The 13,251-nt window shown below is 45.2% G+C and carries 12 protein-coding genes; 3 read left to right on the top strand and 9 right to left on the bottom strand.

From position 1 onward, the window contains the following. From LZ23_RS17860 to LZ23_RS17870, 3 genes are all read right to left on the bottom strand, one after another. Positions 1-762: a formate dehydrogenase accessory sulfurtransferase FdhD gene (locus tag LZ23_RS17860; RefSeq protein ID WP_045216406.1), complete on the bottom strand. Its 762-nt coding sequence runs from the start codon at positions 760-762 to the stop codon at positions 1-3. Between the two features lie 448 nt (positions 763-1,210). Continuing rightward, entirely contained in the window at positions 1,211-1,693 is a 483-nt protein-coding gene (locus tag LZ23_RS17865; RefSeq protein ID WP_052507505.1) for a phosphate-starvation-inducible PsiE family protein, read from the bottom strand. A 206-nt stretch (positions 1,694-1,899) separates the two neighbouring features. Further along, positions 1,900-3,216, bottom strand: a complete 1,317-nt coding sequence (locus LZ23_RS17870) for an O-acetylhomoserine aminocarboxypropyltransferase/cysteine synthase family protein (RefSeq protein ID WP_045216408.1) — start codon at positions 3,214-3,216, stop codon at positions 1,900-1,902. Positions 3,217-3,513: 297 nt separating this feature from the next. On the opposite strand from LZ23_RS17870, the gene metX reads away from it, so the two are divergent. The 3 genes from metX to LZ23_RS17885 all read left to right on the top strand — a co-directional run bounded on the left by metX (position 3,514) and on the right by LZ23_RS17885 (position 6,849). Next, positions 3,514-4,677 (top strand): homoserine O-acetyltransferase MetX, encoded by a 1,164-nt coding sequence (gene metX, locus LZ23_RS17875; protein ID WP_045216409.1) that lies wholly within the window; start codon positions 3,514-3,516, stop codon positions 4,675-4,677. Next, positions 4,674-5,339 carry a methionine biosynthesis protein MetW gene (gene metW, locus LZ23_RS17880; RefSeq protein WP_052507492.1) on the top strand — a complete coding sequence of 222 codons (666 nt, stop codon included), beginning with the start codon at positions 4,674-4,676 and terminating at the stop codon, positions 5,337-5,339. Before metX ends, metW begins: the two co-directional genes overlap by 4 nt. 226 nt (positions 5,340-5,565) lie before the next feature. Further along, entirely contained in the window at positions 5,566-6,849 is a 1,284-nt protein-coding gene (locus LZ23_RS17885) for a BPL-N domain-containing protein (protein WP_045216411.1), read from the top strand. On the opposite strand, the gene LZ23_RS17890 is transcribed toward LZ23_RS17885, so the two are convergent. The 6 genes from LZ23_RS17890 to dnaG all read right to left on the bottom strand — a co-directional run bounded on the left by LZ23_RS17890 (position 6,825) and on the right by dnaG (position 12,891). Beyond that, a complete protein-coding gene (locus tag LZ23_RS17890; protein WP_198146043.1) occupies positions 6,825-7,595 on the bottom strand; it encodes an HD domain-containing protein in 771 nt (256 codons plus the stop codon). The genes LZ23_RS17885 and LZ23_RS17890 overlap by 25 nt on opposite strands. Beyond that, positions 7,592-7,924, bottom strand: coding sequence for an SHOCT domain-containing protein (locus tag LZ23_RS17895; RefSeq protein ID WP_052507494.1), 333 nt, complete (start codon positions 7,922-7,924; stop codon positions 7,592-7,594). Before LZ23_RS17895 ends, LZ23_RS17890 begins: the two co-directional genes overlap by 4 nt. A 21-nt stretch (positions 7,925-7,945) precedes the next feature. Continuing rightward, positions 7,946-8,134 (bottom strand): hypothetical protein, encoded by a 189-nt coding sequence (locus LZ23_RS17900; RefSeq protein ID WP_045216412.1) that lies wholly within the window; start codon positions 8,132-8,134, stop codon positions 7,946-7,948. 451 nt (positions 8,135-8,585) lie between these two features. Further along, a complete protein-coding gene (locus LZ23_RS17910) occupies positions 8,586-9,233 on the bottom strand; it encodes a thermonuclease family protein (RefSeq protein ID WP_052507495.1) in 648 nt (215 codons plus the stop codon). Positions 9,234-9,378: 145 nt separating this feature from the next. After that, positions 9,379-11,145, bottom strand: coding sequence for an RNA polymerase sigma factor RpoD (gene rpoD, locus LZ23_RS17915; protein ID WP_045216414.1), 1,767 nt, complete (start codon positions 11,143-11,145; stop codon positions 9,379-9,381). An 18-nt stretch (positions 11,146-11,163) separates the two neighbouring features. Beyond that, positions 11,164-12,891 (bottom strand): DNA primase, encoded by a 1,728-nt coding sequence (dnaG, locus tag LZ23_RS17920; RefSeq protein WP_045216415.1) that lies wholly within the window; start codon positions 12,889-12,891, stop codon positions 11,164-11,166. Positions 12,892-13,251 lie beyond the last annotated feature (360 nt).

Below are 13,251 nucleotides of genomic sequence, written 5' to 3' on the forward strand. Positions count from 1 at the left end.
TTAGCCACTGATTATCCTGCCGGGTGCATTAAAGACATTAACTCTGCCGGGACGAACATAGGCTCCAAGAGTTATGCCCGCTTTTCTCGCTATTTCAAGACCCAATGACGATGGAGCGGTTCTCGAGAGGACAATGGGTATGCCCATGCGGGCGCATTTGAGAACCATATCCGATGTCAGTCTGCCAGTAGTATATATTGCGCCTGTGCGGGAAAATCTTCCCATTATAATTGCCCCCATCACTTTGTCTACAGCATTGTGCCTGCCAACATCCTCATAACAGGCCTCAAACCCTTTGCTGGTCAAAAATCCACATCCATGGACACAATGGGTCTGCTGTGACAGGTTTGAGGCAGACAGGGACCCTGTTACCAGATCTTTCAGGGAGGCAAAATCAATCTGAAAATCAGGCAGAACAGGAAAATCCTCCTTTAAAAGTCTTTTCGCTATCTGTCCCGTGGCACCGCAGCCTGAAGTTATGATCATCTCTTCATCCGGATTCATGCTTACATCTGCGTAAACATCGACCCTGCCTTCCGGGCAGACTTTTACTTCCAGAATCTGTGCCTCTGCAGTCAAATGACCACGGCCAAAAAGAAAGCCAACGCCAAATTCCTCAAGATTTGAAGCCAGAACCATGGACGATCCTGCAGGCTCATCATTGAGATTCACTGCAAAAGGTGTTTCTTTCAGCAGGTGCTCGGAAACTTCTTCAACTCCAGCTTTTGTAACAATACTGGTTACACACTTTTCACTAAGCATAATAGTGTTTATTAATGCGGGTTGTGCCCACAACACAGTTATTTGTTATCTGTTATCTGTTATCTGTTATCTGTTATTTGTTATTTGTTAATTACTAATAAAATCAGGGTATTATGGTTTTACCATACAGATTGCTTCGGTCGCTTAGGCTCCCTCGTGGATGACAGGTTTTCAGCAAGTACATCCCTGACAACTCAGGTGTCATTGCGAGCGAGTCTTCGAGCGCGGCAATCCTTGTTGCGAGCGAAGCGAAGCAATCTCGCGCTAATGATGTTTTTCTTGTTCCCAGGCTCCAGCCTGGGAACAGCTCTTTTTTTGTGGCTCCAGCCACATTTTGAAGAAACGGCTGGAGCCGCAAGAACTAACCATTAACCATTAATTATTAACAGTTAACTATTAACTATTAACAGTTAACTGATAACAATTTCTTAAATCGGTCCCTCCAACATCACTCATCCACCAGCCAATACCCCACAACAAGTGCAAAGATAACCGCAGCTGTGGCCCAGACATATTCAGGGCCCAGCTTTTCATAATCAAAGATAATAACCTTTCTGGCAATGGCCATGAGAGCTGTAGCCAGAACAAGCTTGACATGAATAATCTTGCCGTCAAGGTAAAGAGTGATGTTGACAAAAATTTCTATGGCAATAAGCACGGCAATAAAAGCACCAAAGGTTGCCAGGATATCACTTATGCTGAGAAGCATGTACGGAGGTTCCTGCAGTCTGTTTACCAGAACCCAGATAACATCGCCCACCCCCCATATTATGACCAGAGTCATGGTAATGGCCAAAACCACTACAGCATAGCGGATGATTAGTTTAAGAAATTTCAATACTGGATATTCAGGATCATAATTACCTGAGCCAATACAAAATTTTAGTTCGTCATCCTTTTTTGAGGGTTTCAGGGGCCTTTCTTCGTCCATGGGAAACTCCGCCTGCTGCCGGATCATTGCTCGTCCAGCAGTCTTTTATATTATACTTTCTTCTCCTGGAAGAAGCTGGAAAGAAACAACATGATTATTGATAGCAATTTTGCTCATATTTTAAAAAAAGTAGTCTAAAGACAGTCCAGGGGCCACGTGAGCAACTACTGTTGTTTTGAAATGTGTTTGAAACTTCCAGCAGGAACCTAAACTGTTTGCGACTTTTCCAGGGCCTGATCAATATCATCTAAAAGATCTTCAATATTTTCCAGCCCAACGGAAATCCTGATCATGTCTTCAGTAACACCCGCCTGGATCTGTTCTTCCTTAGACAGTTGCTGATGAGTTGTGCCTGCCGGATGTATGACCAGGGTCCTGGCATCCAGTATATTGGCGAGATGAGAACAAAGCTCTACAGATTCAACAAATTTCTTTGCAGCCTTAAGTCCGCCTTTTACTCCAAAACCAAATACAGCGCCGCACCCCTTAAGAAACATGGACTGGCATCTCCAATTATTAGGATGAGACGGCAGTCCGGCATAGTTGACCCATGTTACTGCATAGTGACCTTCAAGGAACTGAGCTATTGTCAGGGCGTTTTCGCAGTGAAGTTTTGCTCGAAGGGGCAGAGTTTCCAATCCCTGCAGAATCAGAAAACTGTTCATGGGTGCCAGTGCAGCTCCAGTATCCCGCAAAAGACCGATTCTAATTTTGGTGGTAAAAATTGAACATTCAGAGCTGTCCTGGCTGCCGCATCCTATGTGCTCCCATACATTAAGATTATGGTACGACTCATCAGGCCCAGTCATTTCAGGAAATTTACCAGAGCTGCGCCAGTCAAACTCACCACTTTCCACTATGGCTCCACCAATACTGTTGCCGTGCCCCCCAAGCATCTTAGTCAGTGAATATACTGCTATATGAGCTCCCCAGGCAAAGGGATTGAACAGGGGAGGAGGCACCAGGGTGTTATCTACAATAAAAGGTACTCCAATCTTTTCAGCCCTGCGGGATATTCCCACAAAATCGTCAATATTGCATTTGGGGTTGCCAATGGTCTCAGTAAAAAAAAGACGGGTGTTACTGTCTGCGGCCCGGGAAAAATTCTCAACATTAGAAGAATCCACAAACCTGACTTCAATCCCAAATCTTTTCAGGGTATGTGCAAAAAGGGTATGCGTACCACCGTAAAGGTTGCTGCCGGAAACAATGTTCTGGCCCGCAGAAGTAATGGCTGTAACTGCATAGAAAACAGCAGACATTCCAGAGGCAACTGCCAGAGCTCCTGGAGCGTTGTGCAGGGCTGCCAGCCTTTTTTCCAGCACATCTGTTGTAGGGTTCATGATCCTGGAATATATGTATCCCGGCTCCTGCAGGGCGAACAGCCTGGCCGCATGGTCTGAGTCCTGAAACATATAGCTTGTTGTCTGGTAAATGGGCACAGCCCTGGATCCGGTATCTTTGTCCGGGTTATGTCCAGCATGCAGACATCTGGTCATAAAACCCTTATCCTTGACACTCATTATTTTCCTCCTTAGGGACATATGCGGGAATTGGACCTTGAAAATTCAGTTGTCTGTCAGGTCTTGGGCACGTCCGGTGAGTTACTATTAATGTAAAAGTGACAGATTGTCACCATTTTTCAGTTGGTTGTCATCAACAAAGTCGATATAATTATTCACAGGTATCAACCACTTGTTTTTTTGTTACTGGACAGACAAAAATTCTTTGCAAGCATCTGTGTTATGGTTTGACTTACGCGCTCATGCTGGGAGTTTGCGGGTTGACTTTTTAATCTGAGCCATTTTTCGGAGTTTTGCATGTCCCTCGTTTGCGAGTTTGGAAATAAATCGGTAGGCTTGGTCACCACTGAGAAGGTAACTTTTCAGGGCGATGATTATGTTCTTAATCTTGATTGCGGACAGAGACTGCATCCAGTCACAATTGCCTATGAGACATACGGTGAGTTGAACCCGGATAAAAATAATGCCATACTTGTCTGCCATGCCTTGACAGGAGATGCACACGCTGCAGGATATCACACTGGTGTTGAAGGTGAAAAACCCGGATGGTGGGATATGCTTATCGGACCGGGCAAATGTCTTGATACAGATCGATATTTTATTATCTGCAGCAACTTTCTGGGGGGCTGCAAAGGCACCACAGGTCCGACCTCCATAAACCCAGCCACAGGAAAGCCCTACGGACTTGATTTTCCTTTTTACACTGTCAGGGATATGGTCCAGGTCCAGCAGTGGCTTGTCAGCCATCTCAACATAAAGAGCCTTCTCGCTGTCATTGGCGGATCCCTGGGCGGGATGCAGGTACTGCAATGGGCCATCCAGTTTCCGGAAATGGTGCACGGTGCTCTGCCCATTGCCACCACAGCCAGAATGTCACCGCAAAGCATTGCTTTTAACGCAGTTGCCAGGCAGGCCATTATGAGTGATCCTCAATGGAATTTTGGTCTTTATGAACCACAAAGCCCACCTGCCTCTGGCCTCGCTTTGGCCAGGATGATCGGCCATATTACCTATCTGTCTCAGGATGCCATGCTGCGCAAGTTTTCCAGACGCTTCATTCAGGGCAACACCAGGGGTTATAAATTTGAAGCAGACTTTGAAGTAGAGAGCTATCTGCACTACCAGGGAAGCTCTTTTGTAAAGCGCTTTGATGCCAATACTTATCTGTTTATCACCAAAGCCATGGATTATTTTGATCTCGAAGCTGATTATGGCAGTCTTAAAGCTGCTTTTGAAAAATGCCAGAGCTCATTTCTGGTAATTTCCTTTACCAGCGACTGGCTTTTCCCGCCTGAATGCTCTCAAGAGCTGGTCAAAGCCATTCGTATGGCTGGTAAACATGTTTCCTACTGCAATGTTGGCAGTGATCAGGGCCACGACGCTTTTCTGCTGCCAGGCAACAGAATGGGTGAGGTTGTGTCAGGCTTTCTCACCAGACTCGAAAGTGAGATCCGAAGATGAACAATGATCTTGTGGATAAAAATATTAACTGGTCTGCCAGTCAGGATCGAGACAGGTATTTTGACCAGATCATCTGCAGTCTGACCCGCAGCAAAAGCCGTGTTCTGGACCTTGGATGCGGTAAGGGTGAACTGCTGCACATGCTCAAGGACCTGAAAAGTATTGACGAACTTGGGGTGGAGCTGGATCCTGAACAGGTGGCGGACTGTCTGGCAAGAGGACTCAGGGTGATCCAAAGTGATCTTATGGAAAGCATCAGTGACTACGAGCCTGGAGCATTCGACCTGATCATTCTCAACCAGATTCTACTGAGTGTTCCCAGCCCGGAAAAACTTTTAAAGGCCTCTCTTCAGGCGGCAAATCAGGTGATTGTCACTTTTCCCAACTTTGCTCACTGGAGAATCAGGCTGCAGCTCATGTTTAAGGGACGCTTGCCTGTTAACCGGGATTTACCATATGAATGGTATGAAACCCCAAACATTCGATTAGTTACAGTGGATGATTTTGTTCTGCTGTGCCGTAAACTCAAAGCCGAAATCAGGGAGAGCCATCATGCAGGGCAAGGGCCATCAGGAAAATTCAGCAAAATAACCTGGCAGCCAAACCTTAGAAGTTCCATTGCTCTGTTTGTTTTAAGTTCTTATCACTACAATGACATTTAGTGACTTACCGCCTGAATCCTGTAGAAAAAACAAGAAATTGTTATCAGTTAATAGTTAATGGTTAGTGGTTAAAAAACAAAAGCCTGAATTCACTGCCTTACCCTGATGACAAATAACAAATAACAATTAACAGATAACAGATAACTGGGTTGTGGGCACAGCCTGCGTTAGCAACTTATTCCCTGAACCCTGTCATAAAACAACTTGAACCACAAAGCAGCAGAATATGAAGCAGCAGAACAAAACATTCTATATGCTCTGGGATGAATCTCATCTTTGGGGAGTGATGCTTGCAAGATCACTGAAAAGCTTAAGGGTCCCATTTCAGGTTATCGACTCCAAGGCTGTAAAGTCAGGCCTTCTTGATGCAAATCCTCCTGCCGGGCTGCTGGTTCCAGGAGGATGGGCCAGGCTCAAGGCCTTAAGTCTAAGCGAGCAGGGGCTTGACAACATCAGAACTTACGTGCGCCAGGGTGGAACGTACATAGGCTTTTGCGGCGGTGCCGGTATGGCCCTTGAAGCTGCACCCCATGCACCATGTCTGGAACTGTGTCCCTGGGGACGAAAGCCATTTAATGAAAGACTGCCCAACTTCAGTGGTCATGTTTATTGCAAAGCTTCTCCAGAGCTGAAACTACCGGTCCAGGACAAGGACAGCCTCATGCTTCCTGTATGGTGGCCTTCGCAATTTCAACCCAGTAAAACCAGTGACCGCGTCCAGGTTCTAATAACTTATTCCACGCCAGGACCTGACTTCTGGAGTTCTGATCTCAATCTTTCCCAGATTTCCGGACAGGATCTGAGCAGGTGGGAATCAATCTATGGCATTAACCTGAATCCACAACTTATCAACGGCGAACCCTGCCTGATCAAGGGAGTTTACGGCCAGGGACAATACTATCTGAGTTACTCCCACCTTGAAACTCCTGAATCTAACCAGGCCAACACAGTATTGTACCATTTGCTCGCGAAAACCCTTGGAAATACCTATTCACAAAGTTGTTTCAAGCCGGACCAGATATTCTGGGACCTGAAAAACTTCATCCCAATGTGGAACAATACTGTGCTGCTAAAAGCCAAAAAAGGCATGGATCACGCAATAAAAATCAGCCAGAGCCAGTTCCTTCTGTTCTGGCGCACCCCCTGGCTGCTTGGCTGGAGAAGAGGAGTGCCCGGATCGCCCATAAACTTTCTTTATGCAATGATCTGCCAGGCTTTATCCACTTTGCCAGGACCTGATGCAGAACTTTATTGGGAACAATGCCAGCAGGAATTTTCTTCAGCAATGAATACTTTTCTTGACCAGCTTTTGGACTACTTAAGCCATGAGCGGCTGGCCATGGCCCTGGCACCTTCATCCCCGGAGTGCAGCTCCAATAAAGAACTGCAGGAACAGAAAATAATACTCTTTGGAAAATTTCCCGGCTATGGGGGGCTTTACAAAAAACTGATTAAAAGTCTTGACGGATTTATATTCAGGCAGCTTCAGGAAGAAGACCGGACAAGATGATCCATGACCTGTATTCTCAATCGTTTAATATCATTGGCTGAAGGTAAAAGATCAAAAATTTGGTCCAGATAGCCATTGTCTAAAACAAATTTACGGGAATAATCATAATTCAGGTCATAAACCCAGGAACATAACAGCAGTTTGAAGTCATTTTCGTACCGCATGGCAGAGTATTCACCCAGTCTGCCCTGACTGACCTGATCCAGTATTTCAGGTGAAACCCGATTCTCAGGATCAAGGCCCAGAGTAACAACTGTACTGGTGGCGTTGCCCGGAGTCAGATGGGAAAGCATGATGGGATAAATGTCCAGTTTGTCAGCGTCGCGCAGGACTTTACATACAGATGCCGTTGTAAAAGGCAGACCAACGGGTATTTTCATGCGGCTGTGAAAAAGCACTGCAAGGCGCAGATCCCTTTTCTGAGCTATGCTCAGACAGTTAAACACCGGTTCTGCTGTAATGATTCTAAACCCCAGACCGGCATGATTGACAGACTCACTGTCTTTAAAAGTTTTGAACTGCCGATATTGCTCAAAGCGTCCAATATCGTGAAACAGACCGGTCAATCGACACAAAAAGACAAGCCCGCCGGGAAAGCCTTCACTTTCTGCAATACAGCGGGCTTGTTCAGCTACATTATGTGAATGATCTTTTTTCAAGCTGATATTGGGGTCATTATCTGCGGCCTGGATGAACCTTTGAGCATAGTTGTTGAAAAAAGATTCAAAATAATTGTAATCATTCATTTTTCCAGAAGCCATTTCTTATGCTCAAACTCATCCTCGCTTATCTCGCCTTTGGCCAGTCGCTGGCGCAGGATATCCACTGCTTCCCGAACTCTTTCCCGCTCCTGCTCAGCTTCCAGATCCATTTCCTTGTCTCTGAAAATCCCCTTTGGCCCGAAAAGTATCCGTAAAAAACCCAGGATGACAGCAAGGATAACCCCTATAAAGACAAACTTTGACAGGGTCAGGATCCAGCTTCCTGTGAAACCTTCTCCAAACGGCCAGTAGGACCAGTCCACATTGCTCAGGCCAAAAACTGCCAAAGTCTGCCAGAATAACATTGTATTCATAAAAAATCCACCTTGAGGCCATTAACCTTCGTAATATGAGTAAAACTCAGGGTGAATCACAATAAAAACCTTGTTGTCCTTATCCTGGATTTTTACAACCTGCTCCGGCATCAGGCCAACATCAACAGCCATGTCTTCAATCCGTTCCTTTTCCTTATTAACAGCTTCACTCATCTCATCAAATGTTGCTACAATAACCCAGTCATCCATGATTCATCTCCTTGTACCAAAGCTTTACACTTTTCTGAAAGATCGATTGTGGACAGTCCCAAAGTCAGGGGCAGTCCCCCTCCGGGCTGTAGCCTCCGGGCAGGAAGCCGTGCCATGCTGTTAAAATCAGGCTTTAATCCCAAAATAGCTATGGCACACAGCTCATTATTTATGTTTTCAGAAAAGCGTAATGCTCCCTGTTTATGTTGTGTTGTCAAATTTCCAGCTGAAAACAATAAATTACCCCGATAAAATCATTTTATCGTATCTGTTTAGCGCTTTGGATGTGGCACGGGGACTGGCTCTTCCGGGACCCACTTGTCCCAAAAATGAGTCATTTTGAGCACAAATTGATGCTCAAGTGGCTCCCGGAGTGCCTGTCCCCTGCTTTCCTTAAAAGCGCTAAACAGATATATTTTATCTAACCATAGTAAGTTTTGCTGGCAAAAGTTTATCTGGCATCAGGCCAGGGAGAGCAACGCCTGCATGGTGCATGGCCAGCGTAAAAAGCATCATAAATTGAAGAAAATTCTATCCTGTTTTGAGGAGAGATGCGCTGGCCATATCCACAAGTAGCTACATGAAAACGCTGGGATCGCCTGTTGCCAACGAAATTTAGATCTAATTCATCAAGCGTAAAAATTTCCGGCCAGAATCCAAGGTTCTGTTCCATGGCCTGGCGCTGGGCTCTCAGCAGTCTTGATGAGATCTCTTCATCCTGCTGTTCATGAGGATAGTAAAATGCATAACCATCTCTTATAAGTAACAGATTGATATTTTGTCCATCAGGAAGATAAAGGTAGGCAAGAGTTCTTCCAAACCTGTCTCTGGGTTCCTGTCCAGTACGCATGGTAATGGTTCTGCCCATAACCAGATCTTCCAGGCGCTGTGTAGCTTCTCTGGCAAAATACTGATCCTGTCCGCCATCAAAACCTGTCTCAGGAGCATCTATGCCTTTGAGGCGGACAACTTCTCTGTTGTCTAAGATTACTGTATCTCCGTCCGGCACCCATGCTACACGAACATCTTGAGCACCTGCCAGCCCATACAAAAACAGACAAAATAAAAATATAAAAAAGACTCTAAATACTTTACACATAAACACTCCTGATCCATTATAAAAGAAGACAAGCGCTCCGAGATCCACTTGTGCATCGGCCGATGTTTTAAACGTGTTGTTTAAGGGGCTATCAGGTTCCGGGAGGGCCAGTCCAGGAAAAACTTCCCAATGGCAAAAATGTCATCTAAGTTTCATAATAGGTTTTCAGACAAGAGCTGCGAACAGGATGTCTTAGCTTGCGCAGGGCCTTGGCTTCGATCTGCCTGATTCTCTCCCTTGTGACGTTAAATAGTTTGCCCACTTCCTCCAGGGTATGATCCGACTTCTCACCAATGCCGAAACGCTTGCGCAGAACCTGTTCCTCCCTTGGGGTCAACTCTGCAAGAACTTTGGCAATCTGCTCGGAAAGCTTGGAATTAACCACTTCATCTGCAGGAGCCACTGCTTTTTTATCCTCAATAAAATCGCCGAGGCTGGAATCTTCTTCATCTCCAATAGGAGTTTCTAAGGAGATGGGTTCTTTGGCGATCTTCAAGACCTTTTTAACTTTTTCCAAAGGATAGTCCATGCGCTCGGCTATCTCTTCCGGACTTGGATCGCGGCCAAGTTCCTGGACAAGATATCTTGAAGTACGCACCAGTTTATTAATAGTCTCAATCATATGAACGGGAATGCGGATAGTACGCGCCTGATCTGCAATAGCCCTGGTTATGGCCTGTCTGATCCACCAGGTGGCGTAAGTGGAAAACTTGTAACCGCGCTGATATTCAAATTTGTCCACTGCCTTCATCAGGCCGATGTTACCTTCCTGAATAAGGTCAAGAAACTGCAGGCCCCTATTGGTGTATTTCTTGGCAATACTCACCACAAGACGCAAATTAGCCCTGATAAGTTCCTGCTTGGCCTTCAAAGCGTCATGATTACCCCTTCTGATGCGCCATAGTATTTCCTCAAGCTCATGCACGTTATGCATGCACTTCTGCTCAAGGCGCTCTAAAATTTCAGTTTTGCCATAGATCATTTCCTTGAAGGAAAACAACTCCTCTATGGTCATATCCAATTGATCAGCCGCTGCTACTGGATTAATTTCTCTTTTATCTAACTTTTCCAAAAGAGAAAAAAGCTCTTCATTGGAAAGTCCGAGAGAAAGTATGTAGGCACTCAAATCACGCTGACAGTTATACATCTGGCGCACATAATCACTCACAGTTTCAATGATCCTGTCAATCAGCGTCTTTTCAATTTTAATGTTGCGCAGACACTCCACTATGTCATCTTTATAATCCATGATTTTTTTCTGCATACCATAGACTCTGCGGTCAAGCCGAGCGCAGTCATTGAGTTTTTCATAGACATTGCGCCTCTTGCGGTAAATATTTTTGACCTCTTCCAACAGAGAAATCACCCTCTCTCGCTGATTCATTTCTTCCTCAGAGGGATCATCCTCTTCAATGGTCTTGACCACATCCTTCAGCTTGATACGTTCCTTTCGCAGATCTTCGCCAACTCCGATAAGTTCTTCAACAGCCACAGGAACTTCCACGAGAGAATAGAGCACTTCCATCTCACCGGCTTCAATCTTTTTAGCAATCACCACCTCGCCATCTCTGTCTAACAAACCTACTGCTCCCATTTCACGCAAGTACATGCGTACAGGATCACTGCTTCTGGAAAGAGTGTCTGAAACATCCTCCAATTTTTCCAGATTGATAGCCAGAGTCTCGGCAATGGTCTCGGAATCTTCAGGTACTACCGACATGGTTTTACCCATCTTTCCGTCAACTATGGCAATATCAAGCTGATCAAAAATCGAGATAATCTCTTCGATCTGGTCAGGAGTGGTCACGTCAGAGGGCAAGGCCTTGTTAATTTCCTCAAATGTAAGGAAACCTTTTTTCCTGCCCTCAGCCAGAAGTGTTTTTATCTGTTGTACATCTTTGATGCTGCGCATTGCCCCCCCTTGAAAATTCTATATTGATTTGATTTTATCATTATACACACTCTGCATCATGCGAAGGATTCTTTTAATTTCATCTTTGTCATTGTTTTTTTGGGCCCTGATCAGGGCCTGCTTGTAATTTTGCCTAATCAAGGTCAGGTAGTTTTCATCAATGAACCCTGACAATTCATTAAAAATTTCCTCCTTATTTACTTTTAGAGACGACTCCTGCATCCTGGCACGGTAATAAAAGTCCAGTTCTCCAGCGTCAAAACCATGTTCTTCATCCTTGTCCGACTTGGTCTTTATTTTGTTCCAGAACGTTCTGGACCAGCTGGAGCTTAAAACAATATCAAGGTTTTTCTGGTCCAGATGATTTCTGTATTCAGGAAAACAAACAGCAAAAGTCAGTATCTCCAGATCTCTCAGACATGGCTTGTGAACATTCTCATTATCTTTTCCCTCTGCACGGGGTGGTCTTTTTCCGGGCTGCTTATCCTTGAGGCCCTTTCTAAGCTCTGTTTCGGTGAGCCCCAAAAGCCCTGCTACTTTGGGGATATAATATGTTTTCAGGGAGAAATCCTTAAGCCCTCCAAGAAAACCGTTTACCCAGGCCATCATCTCTTTTGGAGAACTGTCAGCATTAAGAAATGACAGACAATATCTCAGGCCCTCATCAGTCTGTTTAAGCAGTTCGTCAAAATGGTCAGCCCCATTTTGCACCAGAATGCTGTGAGCATCTTCAGAGTCTGGAAAGTTTAGGACCTGACACTTGAGGCCAGCACTGAGAATCATGGCCGCACTCCTGAAAGCAGCTTTTCTGCCGGCCTGGTCACCATCAAACAAAACAATCACTTCACGGCATAATCCAGAGAGACGTCGAACCTGAGCTCTGGTCAGAGCTGTTCCTAATACCCCACAACTGTTGGCAAATCCATACTGGTGCAGGGCCAGGACATCGAGATAACCTTCTGTAAGAAAAACCTTTCTGGTCTGAGTTATGTGCTTTCTTGCCTGATACAGGCCGTAGAGATGTTCTCCTTTTGTATATACTGGATTTTCACTGCTGTTGAGATATTTGGGCTCTCCCTCGCCGATTACCCGCCCACCAAAGGCCACGACCATGCCAGACAGACTGATGATGGGAAATATCAGCCTGGCTCTAAAACGATCATATATGCGACCCCGATTATTCTGGCTGAGCACTCCGGCCATGACACCGTGTTCAGGAGAAAATTTTCTCCGACCAAGAAAGTTAGTCAATTCCTGCCAGCCATCCGGACTCCATCCCAGTCGAAAAGATCTGACAATTTCCTGAGATATTTTACGTGCGCTTAAATATTTTCGGGCTTCCTCTCCCTGACTGGACCAGAGGCAATCCATAAAAAATTTTCCGGCTAAGGAGTTGATTTCCTGGGCAATGCTGACATTGTTTTTTTTCTCAATATTTTCTTCTGATTTCTCTAAGGAAATCTCTACCCCTGCTTCCGAAGCCAGTTGGCGCACTGCTTCAGAAAAATCCAATCCATTGATATTTTTATAAAATTCAATGATATCCCCTGCAGCCTGACACCCGAAGCAATAATAAAAGCCCTTATCAGGGCTAACCGTGAATGAGGGCTTTGTTTCTTCGTGAAAAGGGCATGGAGCTGACCATCTGTCTCCCACAGGTCTAAGTTCAATATATCTGCTGATGATATCGACTATGGACAGCTTTGACTTAATTTCAGCTATTGTATTTGAGTCTATGACCGCCATCAGTCCGCCTGTAAAAAACGATTAATATCCCAGCCTGACACCTTCCCCGAAAAATAAGGCTCAACTCAAACCCTGACATAAAAAATCAATGATAATTACCAATCAGGAAAGTTAAGTCATTAGACTCACTTGTCCAGCCCTGCACTGCAGAAAGTCTGAAGCCGGAGACAGTCCCTGAGCCAAGCGCAAAGTTGTTATCTTTGACGGAACTTTTCCTGCAACTGTACATTAATCATAAGCAAAAATCCTCAGCCTCCATCCCCCACAGCCTTCAACCTCCAGCCTTAAACCTTCTTCCTTCTTCCTTCAGCCTTCCGCCTTCTTCCTTCTTCCTTCAGCCTTCTTCCTTCAGCCTTCAGC

The sequence above is a fragment of the Desulfonatronovibrio magnus genome (genome assembly GCF_000934755.1).
Lineage (GTDB): Bacteria > Desulfobacterota > Desulfovibrionia > Desulfovibrionales > Desulfonatronovibrionaceae > Desulfonatronovibrio > Desulfonatronovibrio magnus.